The following is a 19,248-nucleotide window of genomic DNA, read 5'->3' as shown; positions in this document are numbered from 1 at the left end:
CACCCGACGTCCCTAGTATCGGGGTCCAGCACGACACCGCCGAACTGAGGTCCGCCTAATGGTCGCCGCCGCGCCGCACCCGCCCCGTCTGGGTCCTGACGACGTGGGCCGACGCGTGACCGTGCGCGCCGTCGTGCCGGGCGAGCGCGGCCCGAGCGGCGGTCCCGCGCTCACCGACGTGGTGGGCCGCGTGCTCCGCGTCACGCAGACGTCCGCGGACGTCGAGCGGCGCGACGGGCAGGTGGTCGCGGTGGTGCTGGGCGACGTCGTCGGCGTCCGCGTCGTGCCCGACGCCCCACGCCGCACGCGCGACCCGCTGACGACGAGCGCCGACGACCTCACCCGCGTCGCGACGCGCGGGTGGCCGCCGCTGGAGTCCGAGCCCCTGGGCGACTGGCTCCTGCGCGCGGCCGGCGGGTTCACCGGCCGGGCGAACTCGGTCGCCGTGCACGGCGACCCCGGCACCGGAGCGAGCGACGCGCTCGCCCGCGTCCAGGCCTACTACGCCGCCCGCGACCTGCCGGCACGCGCGCAGGTCGTCGTCGGGTCGGGGTGGGAGCGCACGTTCGAGGCGGCCGGCTGGGCTCCGCTGCCCGACGCCAACCCGGGCGCGGTCGTGCAGGTGGCGGTGCTCGCCGAGGCGCTCGCCGCCTGCGGCGAGGCGCGTCGGGGTGTCGTCGTCGACGAGCACCTCACCGACGACTGGGCCGCGGCCTACCACCGCGCCGCGGGCGCCGACGGCGACGTCGTCCGCGCCGTGCTGACTGGCCCGCCCACCACGGGCTTCGTCTCCGTGCGTGACGACGCCGGCGCGCTGCAGGCGGTGGGGCGCGTCGTCGTGACGGGCGAGTGGGCGGGGCTGTCGGCCGTGGAGGTCTCCCCCGCACTGCGTCGCGGCGGGCTCGGACGCGCCGTCGTCGAGGCGTCGCTGCGGTGGGCGTCGGACCGCGGCGCCGACAAGGCCTACCTGCAGACCATGCGACCCAACACCGCCGCGATCGCGCTGTACGCCGGGTACGGGTTCGTGGACCACCACGACTACCGCTATCTCTCGCCGCCCCGGGCGTGAGGGGCTACTTGCAGATGACGGTGTCGGCCGCGTTGTAGCGAGCCGGGATCGACTCGGTCTTGACCCGCTTGCCGTTCTGCGCGAAGTACCGGTACACTGTCACGTCGAAGCCGGTGACGCCCTGCTGCGGCACGCAGCGGTCGCTGGAGTCGGCGCGGGTGCCGCCCTGACGTAGGTTGGTGCGCCCGCTCACGCCGGCGGTGACGTCCCACGTCTTGGTGCTGTACATCGAGACCGTGGTGACGCCCTGGCTGCCCGGGCTGCTCTTCTTGACGTTCGCCGAGATGAGCACGCCGTACTTGGTGTCGTTCTTGATCTTCAGGTCGACCGACGGCCACGCGACGGTGGCCTCGCGGCCCACCGGGTAACGGCTGATGTAGAAGCTGTGCGGCTTGTGCTCGACGTCCTCGAGGCCGGCGAAGAAGCCCGCGTTGTAGGTGGTGGTGACCACCTGGGAGACGCCGCCGCCGAGCTCCTCGCGGAACACGCCGTCGGCGATGATCGAGCCGGTGGTGAAGCCGTTGGCGGCGGTGCGCTCGCCGACGGTGTCGTTGAAGCTGAAGGTCTCGCCGGGCTTGATCAGGGTGCCGTCGATGAGCGCCGCGGCGCGGCTCTGGTTGACGTTGCGGTACTCGGCGTACGGGAAGCGGGTGCTGAAGGTGCTGACCTGCTCCTTGACGCCGAGGGCCTGCGCCTGCGCGGTGGTGAACGACGGCTTGGTGACGGTGGTCGACAGGCTGATCCGGCGGGCGTCGCCGGTCTTGTCGAGCACGGGCACGAGCGCGGTGGCGACGGCCTGGGGGTCGACGCCGATGCCGTCCTGGGCCGGCACGACGGTGGGCGTGCCGCCGCGCAGCTCGACGGTGGCGTCGCGGGCCTTCTGCCCGATCGACTCGGTGGCCGCCTCGAGGCCGTCGGCCAGCTTCTCGGGATCGACGGTGGGCACCAGCTCGCCGTCCTGGACGGCGATCGTCAGCGCGGACGCGTACGCGCGCACGGGCAGCGGCACCTGGTCGGCGCCGACGACGACGGTGACCGGACCCTCCATCGCGGGCGTGGCGTAGCTCTCGAGCTCGGCATCGACGGCCTCGCTGTCGACGGTCGGCGACAGGGTGCGGGTGGGGACCTCGAGGGGCTGGGCGTCCGCCGCCCCCTCGGACAGGTACCGCTCCTGGATCAGGCGGGCCGCCTCCTCACGCTCGACCGAGACGCCGTCGGCGGGGTCGCGCACCTCGGGCTCGCGGTCCTTGAAGGTGATCTGCGGCTCGACGGCCGCGGTGTCGACGGCGTCGGCGATGGTCGCCACGCTGCCCTCGAGCTTGGCGTCGTCGGTCTCGACGACGGCGTCGACCTCGGCGCTGCCCACGACGGCGCGGACCATGCGCACGGGGTTCCACGACGAGCCGCCGCCGGCCCGCGCGATCGTGGCGTCGAGGTCGAGGCTCAGCCCGGCGTCCGCGGGCTCCACCGAGAACTCCTGGTCGCCGCTGACGAGCTCGACCGGGGCCTGGGAGCGCTCGTCGAGCCGCTCGGTGAGGATGCTGCGGGCCTCGGCCGGCGACTTGCCGCCGACGGCGACGCCCGCGACCTTCGTGCCCACCGGCAGCCGGTCGCCGATCAGGTAGTGCGCGCCGACGTAGAGCCCCCCGACGAGCACCAGCACCCCGGCCGAGGCCAGCAGCGTGCCCCGTCGGTCCTTCCTGGCGTGCGGATCGGCGGTGGTGGTCTTCGTCGTCATGCGCTACCCATCGGGCGTCGGTTCTTCTCGCTCGCGGTGGACCGCACGAGCGATCCGTAGTGCGAACGGTAGTACAGCAGCGGTGACGGATCGGGCTCGCGTGACGCCGCTCGCAGCACCTCGCCGATGACGACGGTGTGGTCTCCGGCGTCGTGGGTGCGCCAGGTGCGGCACTCGAGCCAGGCCTGCGCCTCGTCGAGCAGGCAGGTGCCGGTGGCCTCTCCCCGGTGGTGCGGTGCGACGTCGAACTGGCCCTCGAGCGGACGTCCCCGGCGCGCGAACCAGGTGGCGGAGTCCTGCGCCGTGTCGGACAGGATCGACACGCCCCAGGTGCCCGAGGCGAGCAGGGCGTCGTGCAGACGGTTGGTGCGGTCGACGCAGACGAGCACCAGCGGCGGGTCCATCGAGACCGAGCAGAACGCGCTCGCCGTCATGGCGTGGTCGACGCCCTCGTGCACGGTGGACACCACGGTGACGCCGCTCGCGAAGCGTCCGAGGGCGGCCCGGAAGGCGGCGTCGTCGAGGGGGGCGGTCACGGTGCCACGCTAGGCGGCGCCCCGCGGGCGGGTGCCGACAGGCCCCGCAGGACCCCGGCCCCGACCACCAGGACGCCGCCCACCAGCAGGCCGTACCCGCGCAGGTCGCCGGCGACGAGGTAGTCGCCCGCGGCGCGCGGCCGGTAGGCCAGCAGCAGCGCGACGACGAAGCCCGCCCCGAACGAGAACGCACCCGTGCGCGGCCCGCCGAGCTCCGCGGCCGCGCGCGTGCACGCGTAGAGCGTGACCAGCACGAGGACCAGGCCCCAAGGCACGACGAGCGAGGCGACCACCACGGCGTGACGGTGGGCGACCACCGCCATCAGGCCGGTGAGGAGCCCGGCGGCGACGAGCGCGACGGGGACGAGCAGGCGACGCACGCGGCTCAGTCGGCGGCGACGTCGAGACCGGCGAACAGGTCGCTCTCGAAGCCGGTCTCGGGGTCGACGGGCCCGCGCTCGCCCTTGGCGAGGCGGTAGAACTCACGCCCCCAGGCCCGGCTGCCGACGTTGTTGCTCAGCGCGAAGAACGGGCCGTCGACGGCGATCTGGGTGGGGTGGGCGCGCATCGCGTCGAGCTTGGCGTCGACGAACGCGGTGCCGTCGACCATCGCGTCGAGCGCGTCGTCCTCGGCGACCATCCGGGGCATCGGGCCGTCGGGGTCCATGCCCTCGAACGTCGTGGTGTCGCCGGCGGCGCGCAGCGCCCGCAGGCCCTCGCGCATCCAGGTGGCCGACATCGCCGTCCAGTAGTGCTTGGCGACGTCCCACGCCTCGCCGAGGTCGGGGCGGTACGACGGGACGGCCGCGAGAGCGGCGGCGTAGGTGGCGACGCGGTGCGCCTGGACGTGGTCGGGGTGGCCGTAGCCGCCGAAGTCGTCGTAGGTGACGAGCACCTGCGGGCGCACCTCGCGGATGACGGGCACCAGCTCGTCGGCGGCGACCTGCAGGTCGGCGAGCCAGAACGCGTTGGGCTGCACGTCGGCGGCGACGGTGGCCGAGCCGTCCTCGGCCCACGACATGCCGGAGTCGTGGAAGCGGCCGGCGCCGCCGAGGAAGCGGTGGTCGGTGACCCCGAGGACCTTCATCGCGTCGGCCAGCTCGCCGATGCGGTGCTGACCGAGCCCGCCGTCGCGCTCGAACAGCAGGTGCTCCAGCTCGGGGACGAGCACCTCGCCCATCTCGCCGAGGGTGCAGGTGACGAGCGTGACGCCCACGCCCTCGCTGACGTAGCGCGCCATCGTCGCGCCGTTGCCGATGGTCTCGTCGTCGGGGTGTGCGTGGACGAGGAGCAGCCGGCGGGCGGGGGTCGTGGTCATGACCTCCAGCCTAGGCGCGGCGTCCGACAGGGGTGTCGCGGTGGGCCCCTAGAGTGCTGCCATGACCACGGACGCCGAGCAGACCACCGCGGAGCAGGCCGACTCCTATCCTCGCCTGCGCGCGCGCACCCAGCGCTTCACCCTCGGGATCCCCCGCCAGGCGGGCATCAGCGCCGACGGCACGCGGGTCGCGTTCCTGCGCACGGAGTCGGGCACGTCGAGCACCGGCGCGCTCTGGCAGCTCGACGTCGAGACCGGCGAGGAGCGCCTGGTCGCCGACCCCGCCGTGCTGCTGGGCACCGACGGCGAGCAGCTGTCGCCCGAGGAGCGCGCCCGGCGCGAGCGCAGCCGCGAGGCCGGCGCCGGCATCGTCGGGTGGTCCACCGACGCGCAGTCGCGCGTGGCCGCGTTCGCCCTGTCGGGCCAGGTCTGGGTCGCGCCGCTCGACGGCGAGGGCCAGGCCCGTGCGCTGCCCACCGTCGGCGCGGTGATCGACCCCCGCGTCGACCCCACCGGCACCAACGTCGCCTACGCGTCCGAGGGCGCGCTGCGCGTCATCGGCGTCGACGGCGACCTCGAGCGCCCACTCGTCACGCCCGACTCCGACACCGTGGTGTGGGGCCAGGCCGAGTTCGTCGCCGCCGAGGAGATGAACCGCTTCCGCGGGTTCTGGTGGGCGCCCGACGGCGACTCCCTGCTCGTCGAGCGCTACGACGAGGCCCCCGTCGGGGTCTGGCACGTCGCCGACCCGGCTGACCCCGCGGCCGCGCCCGTCCCGCACCGCTACCCCGCGGCCGGCACGGCCGACGCCGAGGTCAGCCTCTGGGTGATCGGCCTCGACGGCAGCCGCGTCCAGGTGGCCTGGGACTGGATGGGCTTCCCCTACCTCACCCGCGTGTCGTGGACGCGCCACGGCGCCCCCGTCGTCCAGGTGATGAGCCGCGACCAGCGCACGGCCCTCGTCCTGTCGGTCGACGTCGCCAGCGGCGAGACCACCGTGCTGCGCGAGCAGCACGACGACGTGTGGGTCGACCTCGTGGGCGGCGTGCCCACGCTCGCGGCCGGCGGACGGCTGCTCACCGCCGAGCCGCACGACGACGTCCGCCGCGTCCACGTCGACGGCGAGCCCGTCGGGCCCGCCGACCTGCACGTGCGCGACGTCCTCGGCGCCGACGACGACGGCGTCCTGGTGTCGGGCTCGGTCGAGCCCACCGAGGTGCACCTGGTGCGCATCGCCTGGGACGGCACCAGCACCCGCCTCAGCGAGGGCACCGCCGTCCACGGCGGCTCGTCCTCCGGCGGCACGACGGTCGTCTCGCGGTCGCCGCTCGACTCCACCCGCACGCGCACCCTGGTGCTGCGCGGCGGCGCCCAGGTGGCCGAGATCTCCTCGCGCCAGGCCGAGGCCGGCGACGCTCCCCGCGTCGAGATGGTGCACGCCGGCGAGCACGCCCTGCGCACCGCCGTGCTGTTCCCCCGCGACCACGCCCGCGGCTCGACCCGGCTCCCGGTGCTGATGGACCCCTACGGCGGGCCGCACGCCCAGCGCGTGCTGGCGTCGGGACGCATGTTCCTCGAGCCGCAGTGGCTCGCCGACCAGGGCTTCTGCGTCGTCGTGTCCGACGGCCGCGGCACGCCCGCCCGCGGCCGCGCGTGGGAGCGCACCATCCGCGACGACTTCGCCGGCGTCACCCTGCAGGACCAGGTCGACGCGCTCGCCGCCGTCGCCGAGCGGTTCCCCGACGACGTCGACACCTCGCGCGTCGGCATCGCCGGCTGGTCGTACGGCGGCTACCTCTCGGCGCTGGCGGTGCTGCGCCGGCCCGACGTGTTCCACGCGGCCGTCGCGGGAGCCCCCGTCACCGACTGGCGGCTCTACGACACCTTCTACACCGAGCGCTACCTCGGCCACCCCGACGAGCAGCCCGACGTCTACGACCGCAACTCGCTGCTCACCGACGCCGCCGACCGCGACGGCGTGCACCGTCCGCTGATGATCGTGCACGGCATGGTCGACGACAACGTCGTCGTGGCGCACGCCCTGCGGCTCTCCTCGGCGCTGCTCGCCGCGGGCCGTCCGCACAGCGTCCTGCCGCTCACGGGCGTCACGCACATGGCGTCCGACGAGACCGTCGCGGAGAACCTCAGCCTGCTGCAGGTGGACTTCCTGCGTCGCGCCCTGCAGGAGCCGCGGGGCGCTTGAGGCGTCGCGGCGCCGTCGGCAACGGCGGTGCCGCCACGACGGGTGCGTCGTGCGGGGGCTCGATCCAGGCGTTCTCCACCGTCTCGACCTGCGCGCGCAGCGCGGCCGCCTCGCCCACCCCCTGCACCGTCAGCAGCCACGCACGGTCCTCGGAGTCGTCCTCGCCGGCGAACGTCTCCCGCGCCAGCGTCGCCGCGACGCCGTCGGCCTCGAGGGCGTGGAGGACTCCCTGCGCGTCGTCGCCGTCGTCGAAGGTCGCGGTGGCGCGGTCGGCGAGGTCCCCGTCGAGCAGCGCGCGCAGGAGCGGCACGAAGGGCTCGTCGGCGGGCAGCCAGCCGACGTCGTCGAGCCCGTCGGCGTCGACCCACCGGACGTCGGCGTGCTCGGTGAGCACGGGCTCGACGTCGAGGTCGTCGTCGAGCCGTGCGACGTGGACGCGCAGCAGCAGGTGGTCCGAGATCGGCACCTCGAGCGGCAGCGGACCGAGCACCGCCGGCTCGATCTCGAGCTCCTCGTGCAGCTCGCGGCGTGCGGCGTCGGCGTCGCTCTCGCCGGGCTCGACCTTGCCGCCGGGCAGCTCCCAGCCGCCCGTCGCCCGCTCGGCGGCGAGCAGGCGGCCGCGGTGCACGACCGCGACGCCCACGACCGTTCGTCTCACCCGCGTCGCCTGGTGATCACGGTCTCCTCGGCGTCGATCATGTCGAGCACGTGGGCGACGACGGCCTGGTCGACCGTGCCCGAGCGCCGGACGGCCAGCACCTCGGCGCGCTCGGCCTCGATCATCGCGGCGCGCAGCCGGACGTACTCGCGCGCCCCGGGCGGCGGACCGTCCGCGGTGTGACGGGTGGACGCCCGCTCGGCGCGCTGCGCGGCCTGCGCCCGCAGCCGGTCGACGACCTCCGGCGCGTCGTCCTCGGTGACCAGCTCGTCGAGGCGGTCCAGCCCGGCCTGCGTGGCCCGCACCAGCACGCCCGCGGCCTCACGACGGTCGACGGCGCTGTCGGGCCCCTCGATGCCGAGCACGCGCACGAGCAGGGGCAGCGTCAGCCCCTGCAGCATCAGCGTCCCGACCGTCACCACGAACGCGAGCATCACCAGCACCTCGCGGTCGGGCGTGTCCTGGGGCAGCAGGAACGCGGCGGCCAGCGTCACGACCCCCCGCATGCCGGCCCAGCCGACGACGACCGACGGGCGCCAGTCCGGTGGGTCCTCACGTCGGCGCACCGCCGGCACCAGTCGCGGACCGAAGATCATCGCGAACACGCCGACGAACCTCACGAGCACGACCGTCAGCAGCACGAGCACGGCGGCGAGCGTCACCTGGCCGTAGGGGACGTCACTCGTCTCGACCCCCTTCACGATCGTGCGCACCTGCATGCCGATGAGCACGAACACGGTGTTCTCGAGCAGGAACGAGATGGTGGCCCAGTTCGTGCGCTCGAACACCCGCGACGACGCCGACTGGATCAGCGGCGCGCGGTGGCCGAGCACCAGGCCGGCGACCACGACCGCGAGGACGCCGGACGCGCCGATCTCCTCGGCCGGCAGGTAGGCCACCCACGGGGTGAGGAACGAGACGGCGACGTCGGTGAGGTCGTCGTCGATCCGGCGGCGGACGCGGCCGACCACGACCGAGACGACGACGCCGATGAGCACGCCGCCCACGCCCGACACCACGAACTGCCAGCCCAGGCTCGCCACGGTGAGGCCGCCGCCGATCGCGGCGATGGACGCGCGCAGGGTGACGATGGCGGTCGCGTCGTTGAGCAGGCTCTCGCCCTCCAGGATCGTCACCATCCGCCGCGGCATGCCCACCTTGCGGGCGATGGACGTGGCCGCGACCGCGTCGGGAGGGGCCACGACGGCGCCGATCGCGAACGCCGCCGCCAGCGGGATCGGCAGCACCCACCAGGCGACGAGCGCGACGACGACGGTGGTCAGGAGCACGAGCCCGACCGAGAGGCCCAGGATCGGGCGCACCTCGCGACGGACGTCGATCAGCGGGGTGCGGATGGCCGCGGCGTACAGCAGCGGCGGCAGCAGCCCGATGAGCACCAGGTCGGGCGTCAGGGTCACGTCGGGCAGGAACGAGGCGTACGAGATCGCCAGGCCCGCGACGATGAGCACCAGGGGTGCGGCGACGCCGATGCGGCGCGCGACCGACCCGAAGGCGACCACCACGCCGACGAGCATGACGAGGGTGAGGGCGACGTCCACGCCCGACAGTCTCGCACCGGGGTGCCTCTCCTAGTCTTGGCGCGTGCCCCACTCCCACGCCCACGGAGACGTGGCGGAGCCCGGTCCCCCGCGCCGCACGCTCGCAGCGGTGCTCGCGGTCGTCGTCGGCGTGCTGAGCCTCGCGACCGCGTGGGGCGTCTTCACGCTGTGGCCCGACCGGGACGACGTCGCGACCACGGCCAACCCGTACTCGGGCCAGGGCGTGCGGATCGTCACCGGCACGGTCACGGGGGTCAAGGACCTCGACTGCGGCGACGGGTCCGTCGGCCCCGACGGCCTGCCCGCCGTGCAGGGTGCCTGCGGCGACGTCACGGCCTCGCTCGACGACGGCGGCACCGCCCGCATGCAGGTCACGCCGGCGGTCTACAGCCAGGGCTTCTCCGTCGGCGACGACGTCCGGATCATCTCGCTGCGCCCGCCCGGCACGGACGAGACGACCTATGAGTTCCTGGACTTCCAGCGCGGCGTGCCGCTCACGGCGCTCGCGGTCGCGTTCGCGGTGCTCGTGGTGGTGGTGGCCCGGTGGCGCGGGCTGTTCGCCCTGCTCGGCGTCGCGGTGACGCTGTTCGCGCTCGTCCGGTTCATCCTGCCCGCGCTGCTGGCCGGCGAGAACCCGCTCCTGGTGGCGGTGGTCGGGTCCACCGCGATCATGATCGTCGTGCTGTACCTGGCGCACGGCGTCTCGATCCGCACCACCAGCGCGCTGTTCGGCACCGTCGTCGGTCTGGCGATCACCGCGGTGCTCGGCGTGGCGGCCACCAACTGGGCCCACCTGACCGGTCTGGGCAGCGAGGACGACCAGACGCTGCTCGCCGTCGCCGGCCAGATCGACCTGTCGGGCGTGGTCGCGGCCAGCATGGTCGTCGCCGGGCTCGGCGTGCTCAACGACGTCACGGTCACGCAGGCCAGCGCGGTCTGGGAGCTGCGCTCGTCGCGCCCCGACCTCAGCCCGGCGCGCGTGTTCGCGTCGGCGATGCGCATCGGCCGCGACCACATCGCCTCCAGCGTCTACACGCTGGTGTTCGCCTACGCGGGCTCGGCGATGACGGTGCTGCTGCTGATCGTGGCCTACCAGCGGTCGCTGCTCGAGATGGCCGGCACCGAGGAGATCGGCGCCGAGATCGCGCGCACGATGGTGGGGGCGATCGGACTGGTGCTCGCGGTGCCGATCACCACCGCGTTCGCCGTCCTGCTGGCCCCCAGGGGCACCCACGACGAGGGCACGGACGACCTCGAGGCCGTCACCGGCGACGGGTCGCCCGGGTCTCACCTGTCGACCAGATGAGGTGGTTGTCCGGCGCTACTACTCCAATTGGCGTAGATTCTCGTCCCATGTCGTATTCCTCTCTCGGAACCCACCGGGTCGTCCGCGCGACGGCGCTCGTCAGCGCCGCCCTGCTCTCGACCTCCCTGCTCGCCCTCACCGGCGCCGCGTCGCAGGGGCAGGCCGCTCCCGTCCCGCAGCAGCGCGCCGCGTCCTCGAGCCTCAAGGTCGCGACCTACAACGTCCAGAAGGACTCGCTCCGCTCGTGGAAGCCGCGGCGCGCGAAGGTGGCCTCGCTGCTGCGCACCGGCAACGCCGACGCGTTCGCGATCCAGGAGGCCAACGGTCCGCACAAGGGGTCGTCGCTCAAGTTCCCGGCCCGCGACCTCGACAACCTGCTCGGCCCCTACACGATCGTCAAGACCCGGATCGACCGCGGCACGCGCCAGCTCTCCACCACCGGTCGCTACATCTTCTACAAGCCCGCCCGCCTGACGCCGGGCCGCAGCGGCGAGATGTCGCTGGGCGGCAAGCAGTACGCGGTGTGGAGCGAGATGACCGACCGAGCCACCGGCAGCCGGTTCATGATGGTGAACGCCCACCTGGTCAACGGCAACACCGCGGCCCGTGACCGCGTCCGCCGGGCGCAGACCAGGACGCTCGTCGCCAAGACCAGGACCGTCAACACCGCGGGGCTGCCGCTCGTCGTCGCCGGCGACTTCAACACCCACCGCGACCACGCGAGCGACGCGCCGACCAAGGTGCTCAAGCAGTCCGGCTTCGTGAACAGCTACGACGTGGCCGCCAAGCGGGTCAAGTCCTCGTACAGCTCGAACAACCAGCTGCGCCGCAAGCCGCCCCGCAAGTACCTGCACGCCGACTACGTCTGGGTGTCGCGCGGCACGTCGGTCTCGCGGTGGTCTCAGGCGATTCGCCTCCGCAAGGGCAAGTTCGTCGGTACGATCCCGTCGGACCACAATCCCGTCTTCGCGAGCATCAGGCTGCCCTACAAGCGTTGACTCCGGGCCCTTGGCCCTTCGGCGCTGAGGAGCACCAGTGAAGACGACCCTCTCGGGACTCGCGCGAGCGCTGCATCCCGGCCGCGCGATCCTCGTGGGGCCGGCGTTCGCCGTGGCCTTCGCGGTCGCGGCCGTCCTCGGGCGCATGACCCTGCTGGACGGCTCGCAGCTGGCGCTCGTGTGGCCCGCCGCGGGCGTCGGCTTCCTGTGGGTCCTGTGGGAGCACCGGTCGGGCTCCTACTACGCGATGGCCGGCGCGCTGGCCGGCATCGTCGTGCTGACCACGGTGATCCCGGTGCTCGACGGCGCGCCCGTCCGCGTCGCGCTCGTCTTCGCCCTCGCCAACGCGGTGCTGGCGCTGTCGGCGGTCGTGGTGTTCGTGTGGCTCGGCGGGTCGGGCGCTCACCGGCTCGAGTCGCCGCGCCACCTGTGGGCGCTGCTGCTCGGCAGCGTGGCGGGCTCGATCGTCAGCGGCGTCGTCGGCCCGACGCTGCTGATGGTGTTCGCGCAGGAGTCGCCCGCGGCGTACCCGCTGTGGGTGGTGCGCAACGCGGTGAGCATCTTCGTGCTCGTCGCCACCACCCTGCGCCTGGTGCGGGTCGACTGCGACGACGTCCCGACGGGCAACCTGCGGTGGGAGTTCGTGGCGGCCTGCGCGGTGCTCGTCATCGGCTACGGCGCCGTCTTCGCGCTCAACGACACGCTGCCCATCTCGTTCGCGGTGCTCGCCCTGTGCGTCTGGTTCGGCCTGCGGTTCAGCACCGGTGTGGCCGCCGCGTCGGCGCTCGTGTCGGGGCTGGCGGTCGTCCTGACGACGATGGCCGGACGCGGACCCTTCATCGCCGACAGCGTGATCGCCCGGGGCCTGCTCGCGCAGGGGTTCATCGCGGTGCTCACCCTGGTGACCCTCGTCCTCGCGCTCCAGCGCGACACCCAGGCACGGCTCGCCGTCGGGCTCGTCGAGAGCGAGGAGCGGTTCCGCTCGGCGTTCGAGACCGCGCCGGTCTCGATGCTGATGTCACGCGTGCAGGACGGCACGGCCGGCCCGATCATCCGCGCCAACGCCGACCTCGCCGCGTTCACCGGGATGCCGCTGCACCGGCTCGTGGGCACCACGCCGCTCGAGCTCGTCGACGAGCGCGACCACGCGACGTTCGGGTACCTGCTCGCCGGCCAGCTCGAGGACCGCTCGTCCGCGGCGCGCACCGAGATGCGGTTCGTCGACGCCGCCGGCGACACGGTCTGGGGGTCGGTCTCCATGTCGACGGTGCCCGATCCGTCCGGCGCCGGCGTGACACTGCTGTGCCTGGTGGAGGACATCACCGCCCGCAAGGCCGCCGAGGAGGCGCTCACCCGCCAGGCGCTCCACGACCAGCTGACCGGGCTGCCCAACCGCACCCTTCTCGTCGACCGCCTGGGCCGCGCGATCCGGTCCGGCGGCACCACGCGCGTCGGCGTCCTCTACCTCGACATCGACGGCTTCAAGGGCCTGAACGAGACCCTCGGCATGTCCGGTGGCGACGACCTCCTGATCCGCGTCGGCGGCCGCATCGCCGGCTGCGTCGCCCAGAGCGACACCGTCGCCCGCCTCGGCGGTGACGAGTTCGCCGTCGTCTGCGAGGGCGTGGACGGCAGCACCGACCTCGAGGCGGTGGCCGACCGCGTCCGCGCCGCGCTCGCCGAGCCCGTCCACGTCGCCGGGACGCCCGTCGTCGTGCAGGCCAGCATCGGCGTCGCCCTGGCCGAGCCCGACTCGCACCCCGAGGCCGTCCTGCGCCAGGCCGACCACGCGATGTCGAACGCCAAGAACAGCGGCCGCGACCGCGTCGAGTCGCTGGTGTGGCCCGAGCAGGCGCGGGCCGCGCGCACCGCCCGTCTGCTGCCCGAGCTCGAGCGGGCCCTCGCCGAGGAGCAGTTCGAGCTGTTCGGCCAGCCGGTGGTCGACATCGCCACCGGGCGCACCGTCGCCGTCGAGACCCTCCTGCGCTGGAACCACCCGCAGCGCGGGCTGCAGTCGCCGGCCGAGTTCCTCGACGTCCTCGAGGCGAGCTCGCTGATGACCGAGGCCGGCACCCGGGTGCTCGCGCTCTCGTTGCGGATGGCCCGCCAGTGGCTCGACGCCCTCGGGCCCGAGGCTCCCGTCGTCCACATCAACATCTCGGGCAAGCAGCTGCAGAGCGGCCACCTCAGCGAGGCGCTGCGCACGGCGCAGGTGGCCGCCGGCGTCCCGATGAGCCAGATCGTCCTCGAGCTCACCGAGACCCACGCGCCGCTGATCGCCGACTCGCTGCTGGCCGACGTCAACGACCTGCGCCGCGACGGCGCCCGCATCGCCCTGGACGACCTCGGCACCGGCTACTCGAGCCTGATGCGCATCACCGAGCTGCCCACCGACATCCTCAAGATCGACCGCAGCTTCGTGTCGGGGCTCGGCACCGACCCGCGCTGCAGCGCGATCGTCCGCGGCGTGCTCAGCATGAGCCAGGCGCTCGGGCTCAGCGTCGTCGCCGAGGGCGTCGAGACCCAGCAGCAGCACGACCTCCTCCACGAGTACCAGTGCGACACCGCGCAGGGCTTCCTCTACGCCCGCCCCCTGCCCGCCGACCAGCTGCTCGCCCTGATGACCGGCACCCCCTCCCTCCTCCCCCAGCCGCCCCTCCCCCGTTGACTTCCGGCTGAGTCGTCACCGGGCGACGTCGAAGCCGACTGACGCGGAAGTCGACGCCCGATTTGCGCCGCTCGGTGGGAGGATCGCGCCATGAGACCTGTCGACGTCGCCCTGCGGGTGGCGCGCCTCGCGTTCGCCGCGCTGGCCGTCGCGGCACTGGTGACCTGCTACCTGGACTCTCGGGACGCCCCGGGCTTCACCCTGGGCAACTTCTGGAGCTACTTCACCAACCTGTCGAACCTGCTCTCGGTGGTGGTGCTGGTCGTCGGCGCCGTGGTCGCGCCCCGGGCGCCGTGGATGGACGCGTTCCGCGGCGCCGTCGCGTTCTGCATGGCCGTCACGGGACTGGTGTTCGCCGTGCTGCTGCGTGACGTCGGAGTCGGCGTGCTGGCGCCGTGGGTGAACACGGTCGTGCACCAGGTGATGCCGGTGGTGATGGTCGCGGACTTCCTGGTGTCGCGGCGCACCCGACCGATTGACGTCCGCGCAGCGCTGACCTGGCTCGCCCTCCCGCTGGTGTACCTCGTCTACACGCTCGTGCGCGGACCCCTCGCCGACGACTTCTACCCCTACCCGTTCGTCGACGCCGCCGCCCGCGGCTACGGGCCGGTGCTCGCCACCTCCGTCGTGCTCCTGCTCGGCGGCGCGCTGCTGGCCGTCGGCCTCGCCTCGCTCGGCAACCGGCTCGACGCGGCGCGCGGCGGTGCCGTCAGCCGGACGTGAGCGCGCGCCGACGCCGCCCGGGCAGGGGCATCACGGCGACGACGACCAGCGCGAGCAGGACGAACGCGACCGCGGCCACGCCGTAGGACCAGCTCAGGGCGAGCGCCACGTGCGGGGGCTCGTCACGGAACGAGTCGGCGTAGTCGAAGCCCACGCCCCACGCCCAGAAGTACACCGCTGCGGCCACGGCCCCGACCGTCGCGATCCCGTAGGACGTGCGTCGGGCCCACCGCTGGGCGGTGCCGGGGCGGTCCTTGGTCATCGCCCAGATCGTCATCGCGCCACCGATCATCAGGGGCACACCCGTCAGGGGCAGGAGCAGGAAGACGAACACCTCCCACGCCGCCACCGACCCGGCGACGACGAGGGCCCCCAGGGCGAGCCGCACCACGACGGTCGTCGACATGGGAGCAGCATCCCACCGGTCCGGACGCCGTGTCCGCAGGTTGCTCAGGCGGGCGGGAGCGGGAGCGACCGGGTGCTGACGAACGCGCGCGCGGCGCCGTCGACGGGGTCGGCGAACGCGAGCTCGCTCGCGAGCAGCTGCAGCGGGCGGCTGAAGTCGTCGACCGAGACGTCGAGGACCTCGGGGTAGAGCGGGTCGTCGACGATGGGGACACCCAGTCCGTGCAGGTGCAGGCGCAGCTGGTGGGTGCGTCCGGTGTGCGGGGTGAGGCGGTAGACGGCGAGGTCGCCGACCCGAGACTCGACCTCCACGTCGGTCACCGCGTTGACCGGTGCGTCCGGCACCACCTCGGCCTGCCAGACCCCACGTGGCTTGTGGACGTGGTTGCGGACGGTGACGGGCGTCGTCAGGTCGTCGCGCCACGGCGCCAGCGCGCGGTACGTCTTGCGGACGACGCGGTGCTCGAACATCGACTGGTACGGCCCGCGCCACCGTCGCTCGGTGGCCAGCATCAGCAGGCCCGACGTCACGCGGTCGAGGCGGTGCAGCGGCGACAGCTCGGGCAGACCCAGCTCGTCGCGCAGACGCACCACGACGCTCTGCCGCACGTGGTTGCCGCGCGGGATGGTGGCCAGGAACGCCGGCTTGTCGACCACGACGATCCGCTCGTCGCGGTGCACCACCCGCAGCTCACCGGGCACCTCCACCTCCTCGCGCAGGTCGCGGTGGAACCAGACGAACGTGTGCGGGCCGTACGGGTCGTCCTCGCGCACCACGCGGAGGTCGGCGTAGACGAACCGCCCGTCGGCGAGCATCCCGGCGACGTCGACGCGCTCGGGCAGCCGGTCGCGCAGCCACGCGCCCATCGTCGGCCAGGGGTCCGGACGCGGACGGTCGCGATCGGGCGTCCGCAGCCAGGCCGCCCCCAGGCCGTGACGCTGCGGCAGCGGGGAGCGTGGAGGCACGGGGCGATGCTAGGCCGCGCGCCGCCGCACCTCTGGCACCACTCGGCACGGGAACCTGTCCCGGTACCCGGGAAGTTCTCCGCGGCAGGCGCGGATTCCCAGGTATACCTGGGAATCTGTCAACGGCCGGAGTTGACCTGCACCTCTTTGACGGCGCCGGCGGTCAGGCCCCAGCGGCGCAGGGTGCGGGCGTAGTGGCCGTCGTCGATCAGCTGCCCGAGCGCGTCGGCGACCACCGACCGCAGCGCGGCGTCGTCCTTGGCGATCGCGATGCCGTAGAGGCCGGGCTCGTACTGCTCGGGGGTGGCGAGCTCGTAGAAGGCGCGGGTGCGTCGGTCCTTGGCCAGCAGCGCCGCGGGCGGGAGGTCGGTGAGGACCGCCGTGGTGCGTCCCGTGCGCAGACGCAGGAGCGCGTCGGAGTTGGTCGGGAACTCGGTGACGCGGATCGGCCGGCTGCCGCAGCCGGCCTGCTGCCGCTCGAGCAGGTCGGCCTGGACGGTGGCCTTCTCGATGGCGACGGGCTCCCCGCACAGGTCGTCGAGCGACTCGATCCTCCCGGGGTTGCCGCGCTGCACGAGGATGGCGGTGCCGGCGGTGAAGTAGTCGACGAAGTCCACCTGCTGGGCCCGCTCGGGCGTGTCGGTCATGGCGGTGAGGCCGAGGTCGATGGTCCCGTCGTCCACCTGCTGCAGCACCTCGCCGAACGGCACCTGCCTGACCTCCACCTTGAGGCCGAGGACGGCGCCGAGGTCGTCGGCGAGGTCGGGCTCCATGCCCACGATCGTGCGGCCGTCCCGGCCGAAGGACGACATGGGCGCGTAGGACGGGTCGGTGCCGACGACGAGGACGCCGCGGTCGCGGGTCGCGCTCGGGAGCCGGCCGCGCAGGGCCTGGTCGACGGAGGGTGCGCCGGCCTCCTCGGCCGGCGCGCTCGTCGCGCGTCCGCCGCACCCGCTCACCCCTGCCGCCACCGCCAGGGCGACCGTCGCGAGCAGCACGCCCGTCCGGCGCCTCACGACGACTCGCTCGTGACGAGGCCGGCACCGGCCGCCGGCCGGGGAGCGTCGTCCAGCACGTCGCGCCACGGACGCGGACGCATCCAGTGGTACCCCTGGCCGAGGTCGCAGCCCCGGTCGGCGAGCCAGGCCGCCACCTCGGCGGTCTCGACGCCCTCCGCGACGACGGTGCAGCCCACCCGGTGGCCCATCTCGATCAGCGACGAGACGATCGCGGCGTTGGCGGGGACCTGGTCGAGCCGGTCGACGAACTGGCGGTCGATCTTGAGCTCGGAGAACGGCACGGTGCGGAGCTGGGCGAGGTTCGTCACGCCGGCCCCGAAGTCGTCCAGCGAGACCCTGACACGAGCCTCCTCCAGCGCCACCACGACGCTGCGGAGCACGGCGCTGTCGAACGGGACCGCGGTCTCGGTGATCTCGAGGACGAGCTGGTCGGGCGGGACGTCGTGCGCCGCGAGCGCGCCGAGCACCTGCTCGACGAACGACGGCGACCCGAGGTTGCGGGCCGAGACGTTGACCGCGACCGTCCAGTCCGCGCCCAGCGCGCGCCACGACGCGCAGTCGCGCAGCGCCGCGTCGACGACCCACCGGGTGAGCTGGTCGATCTGCTGCGACCGCTCGGCGACCGGCACGAACGCGTCCGGACCGACGCGTCCCCGCACCGGGTGCTGCCAGCGCACCAGTGCCTCGACGCCGACGACGCCGCCGGTCCCGAGCTCGATCTTGGGCTGGTACTCCAGGAACAGCTGGTCCTCGGCGATCGCCTGGGCGATCTCGCGCTGCAGGATCAGCGACGAGCTGTCGGGACGGGCCGTGGTCGACTGGTAGCGGACGACGTTGGACGGCCCCCGCTTGCCCTCGTACATGGCGGCGTCGGCGTGTTGGAGCAGCTCCTCGACGGTCACCGCGTCGTCGGGGAACAGGCACAGCCCGAGGCTGGCGTCGATCTGCACCGTGACGCCGTCGAGGACGATGTCGGCGCGGACCCGCTCCCTCGCGCGCTCCAGCAGGGTCATGGCCTGGTCCTCGTCGCGGACGGTGCGCAGCAGGACGGCGAACTCGTCTCCGCCCAGTCGCGCGACGACGTCGTCGGACCGGAAGGCCCCGGCCAGACGACGCCCGATGATCTGCAGCAGCTCGTCGCCGGCGTGGTGGCCCATCGTGTCGTTGACCTCCTTGAACCGGTTGAGGTCGATCAGGACGAGCCCGCCCTTGCGGGTCGGCGAGCTGGCGTCGAGCGCGTGCGCGGCGAGCCTCTGGAACTTGGCGCGGTTGGGCAGCCCGGTCAGGGAGTCGTGCATGGCCAGGTGCTCGTGGTCGGCGGCCCGGCGGGCCAGGGCGCGGGTGGTCCACCACGAGATCGCCGCGAGCACGAGGTAGAGCGCCAGGAGCCCGAGGCCGAGCCGGACGAAGGCGGCCCGCTCGTTCTCGGCGACGGTCGCGGCGATGTCCTGGTACGGCAGCTGGACCTCGAGGATGCCCACGGCCTGCCCGGTGGCCTCGGTGACGATGGGCTGCAGGACGCCGATGGTGGTGGGGTTGCCGTCGGTGCCGGCGACCAGCTCGGCGACCGGGCTCCCCTCCAGCGCGCGGGTGAAGGCGGGCGAGGTGGTGTCGTAGCGACCCGTGGCGGTGCCGTCGTCGGAGAAGGCGATGCGACCGTCGAACCCGATGACGCGTAGGCGGGCCACCGACCCGTGGAAGACCGCGAGGTCCGTGGCCGACCAGAGGGCGGTCCGCTGCACCTCGGAGAGGTCGAGGGCGGGATCGGCGCCCTTCAGGGCCGGACCGACGGCCATCTGCTCGATGACCTCGGCCTGCGCGCGTCCCTGCTCGAGTGCGTGACGCTCGCCGTCGCCCTCGTACCCGTGCACGAGCACCCCGCCGAGCACGAGCACCGGCACCAGGCTCGCCAGCGTGTAGAGCGCGAACAGTCGGCCTGCCCGTCGTCCCACGCGGGTACCTCGAGCCATGGCGCTCTCCCCTCGAGTCCCCGCACCGCACCAGACCCCTCTGGTGTCAGGGACCTGATCGACCGAGCGCGGTGTGATCTGAGACATCTCACCGCGGTTTCGGGATGCCCGC

General features: G+C 73.6%; 16 protein-coding genes. 6 read left to right on the top strand and 10 right to left on the bottom strand.

The window, feature by feature from the left end; all coding sequences use genetic code 11:
- Positions 1-115: 115 nt before the first annotated feature.
- The gene (locus ACI6PP_RS12715) at positions 116-1,069 is read left to right on the top strand and encodes a GNAT family N-acetyltransferase (protein WP_421111962.1); all 954 of its coding nucleotides are present in this window, start codon (positions 116-118) and stop codon (positions 1,067-1,069) included.
- Positions 1,070-1,073: 4 nt separating this feature from the next.
- Here the strand turns inward: ACI6PP_RS12715 and ACI6PP_RS12710 are convergent, their stop codons facing one another.
- Genes ACI6PP_RS12710 through mshB form a run of 4 tightly spaced genes read right to left on the bottom strand, consistent with a single transcriptional unit; the run spans position 1,074 to position 4,661 of the window.
- The gene (locus ACI6PP_RS12710; RefSeq protein WP_421111961.1) at positions 1,074-2,807 is read right to left on the bottom strand and encodes a VanW family protein; all 1,734 of its coding nucleotides are present in this window, start codon (positions 2,805-2,807) and stop codon (positions 1,074-1,076) included.
- Positions 2,804-3,343: a flavin reductase family protein gene (locus tag ACI6PP_RS12705; RefSeq protein ID WP_421111960.1), complete on the bottom strand. Its 540-nt coding sequence runs from the start codon at positions 3,341-3,343 to the stop codon at positions 2,804-2,806. Before ACI6PP_RS12705 ends, ACI6PP_RS12710 begins: the two co-directional genes overlap by 4 nt.
- A complete protein-coding gene (locus tag ACI6PP_RS12700; protein WP_421111959.1) occupies positions 3,340-3,723 on the bottom strand; it encodes a hypothetical protein in 384 nt (127 codons plus the stop codon). Before ACI6PP_RS12700 ends, ACI6PP_RS12705 begins: the two co-directional genes overlap by 4 nt.
- Positions 3,724-3,728: 5 nt before the next feature.
- Positions 3,729-4,661 (bottom strand): N-acetyl-1-D-myo-inositol-2-amino-2-deoxy-alpha-D-glucopyranoside deacetylase, encoded by a 933-nt coding sequence (gene mshB, locus ACI6PP_RS12695; RefSeq protein WP_421111958.1) that lies wholly within the window; start codon positions 4,659-4,661, stop codon positions 3,729-3,731.
- A gap of 61 nt (positions 4,662-4,722) precedes the next feature.
- Here mshB and ACI6PP_RS12690 point away from each other — a divergent pair, with 61 nt between their 5' ends.
- Positions 4,723-6,864, top strand: a complete 2,142-nt coding sequence (locus ACI6PP_RS12690) for a S9 family peptidase (protein WP_421111957.1) — start codon at positions 4,723-4,725, stop codon at positions 6,862-6,864.
- Here ACI6PP_RS12690 and ACI6PP_RS12685 read toward each other — a convergent pair.
- Together ACI6PP_RS12685 and ACI6PP_RS12680 are read right to left on the bottom strand one after the other, a co-directional pair.
- Positions 6,806-7,522: a (deoxy)nucleoside triphosphate pyrophosphohydrolase gene (locus ACI6PP_RS12685; protein WP_421111956.1), complete on the bottom strand. Its 717-nt coding sequence runs from the start codon at positions 7,520-7,522 to the stop codon at positions 6,806-6,808. The two genes, ACI6PP_RS12690 and ACI6PP_RS12685, sit on opposite strands and share 59 nt — an antisense overlap.
- On the bottom strand, positions 7,519-9,081 hold the full coding sequence (locus ACI6PP_RS12680; protein WP_421111955.1) for a Na+/H+ antiporter: 1,563 nt from the start codon (positions 9,079-9,081) through the stop codon (positions 7,519-7,521). Before ACI6PP_RS12680 ends, ACI6PP_RS12685 begins: the two co-directional genes overlap by 4 nt.
- 43 nt (positions 9,082-9,124) lie before the next feature.
- Here ACI6PP_RS12680 and ACI6PP_RS12675 point away from each other — a divergent pair, with 43 nt between their 5' ends.
- The 4 genes from ACI6PP_RS12675 (at position 9,125) to ACI6PP_RS12660 (ending at position 14,776) form a co-directional block, all read left to right on the top strand.
- Positions 9,125-10,387: a YibE/F family protein gene (locus ACI6PP_RS12675; RefSeq protein WP_421111954.1), complete on the top strand. Its 1,263-nt coding sequence runs from the start codon at positions 9,125-9,127 to the stop codon at positions 10,385-10,387.
- A 47-nt stretch (positions 10,388-10,434) separates the two neighbouring features.
- Positions 10,435-11,385: an endonuclease/exonuclease/phosphatase family protein gene (locus ACI6PP_RS12670; RefSeq protein WP_421111953.1), complete on the top strand. Its 951-nt coding sequence runs from the start codon at positions 10,435-10,437 to the stop codon at positions 11,383-11,385.
- A gap of 37 nt (positions 11,386-11,422) precedes the next feature.
- Positions 11,423-14,053 (top strand): bifunctional diguanylate cyclase/phosphodiesterase, encoded by a 2,631-nt coding sequence (locus tag ACI6PP_RS12665; protein ID WP_421111952.1) that lies wholly within the window; start codon positions 11,423-11,425, stop codon positions 14,051-14,053.
- A gap of 90 nt (positions 14,054-14,143) precedes the next feature.
- Complete coding sequence (locus ACI6PP_RS12660) at positions 14,144-14,776, top strand: Pr6Pr family membrane protein (protein ID WP_421111951.1); 633 nt, start codon at positions 14,144-14,146, stop codon at positions 14,774-14,776.
- On the opposite strand, the gene ACI6PP_RS12655 is transcribed toward ACI6PP_RS12660, so the two are convergent.
- From ACI6PP_RS12655 to ACI6PP_RS12640, 4 genes are all read right to left on the bottom strand, one after another.
- Positions 14,763-15,182 carry a hypothetical protein gene (locus ACI6PP_RS12655; RefSeq protein ID WP_421111950.1) on the bottom strand — a complete coding sequence of 140 codons (420 nt, stop codon included), beginning with the start codon at positions 15,180-15,182 and terminating at the stop codon, positions 14,763-14,765. The genes ACI6PP_RS12660 and ACI6PP_RS12655 overlap by 14 nt on opposite strands.
- A 44-nt stretch (positions 15,183-15,226) precedes the next feature.
- Entirely contained in the window at positions 15,227-16,048 is an 822-nt protein-coding gene (locus tag ACI6PP_RS12650; RefSeq protein ID WP_421111978.1) for a pseudouridine synthase, read from the bottom strand.
- Positions 16,049-16,266: 218 nt separating this feature from the next.
- Entirely contained in the window at positions 16,267-17,163 is an 897-nt protein-coding gene (locus ACI6PP_RS12645; protein WP_421111949.1) for an ABC transporter substrate-binding protein, read from the bottom strand.
- Positions 17,160-19,118 carry a putative bifunctional diguanylate cyclase/phosphodiesterase gene (locus tag ACI6PP_RS12640; RefSeq protein WP_421111948.1) on the bottom strand — a complete coding sequence of 653 codons (1,959 nt, stop codon included), beginning with the start codon at positions 19,116-19,118 and terminating at the stop codon, positions 17,160-17,162. The genes ACI6PP_RS12645 and ACI6PP_RS12640 overlap by 4 nt, the downstream gene beginning before the upstream one ends.
- Positions 19,119-19,248: the final 130 nt, after the last annotated feature.

It is taken from the genome of Solicola agrisoli, from assembly GCF_049059935.1.
In the GTDB taxonomy this organism is placed as follows: domain Bacteria; phylum Actinomycetota; class Actinomycetes; order Propionibacteriales; family Nocardioidaceae; genus JAURVT01.
Note: the sequence above shows the minus strand (reverse complement) of the source record. Positions and strands in the feature narration are given on the sequence as shown.

Excerpts from the sequence above, each read along its gene's own strand:
- ACI6PP_RS12710 (WP_421111961.1), bottom strand. The coding sequence starts at position 2,807 with ATGACGACGAAGACCACCACCGCCGATCCGCACGCCAGGAAGGACCGA.
- ACI6PP_RS12670 (WP_421111953.1), top strand. The coding sequence starts at position 10,435 with ATGTCGTATTCCTCTCTCGGAACCCACCGGGTCGTCCGCGCGACGGCG.
- ACI6PP_RS12650 (WP_421111978.1), bottom strand. The coding sequence starts at position 16,048 with ATGGGCGCGTGGCTGCGCGACCGGCTGCCCGAGCGCGTCGACGTCGCC.
- ACI6PP_RS12660 (WP_421111951.1), top strand. The coding sequence starts at position 14,144 with ATGAGACCTGTCGACGTCGCCCTGCGGGTGGCGCGCCTCGCGTTCGCC.
- mshB (WP_421111958.1), bottom strand. The coding sequence starts at position 4,661 with ATGACCACGACCCCCGCCCGCCGGCTGCTCCTCGTCCACGCACACCCC.
- ACI6PP_RS12655 (WP_421111950.1), bottom strand. The coding sequence starts at position 15,182 with ATGTCGACGACCGTCGTGGTGCGGCTCGCCCTGGGGGCCCTCGTCGTC.
- ACI6PP_RS12690 (WP_421111957.1), top strand. The coding sequence starts at position 4,723 with ATGACCACGGACGCCGAGCAGACCACCGCGGAGCAGGCCGACTCCTAT.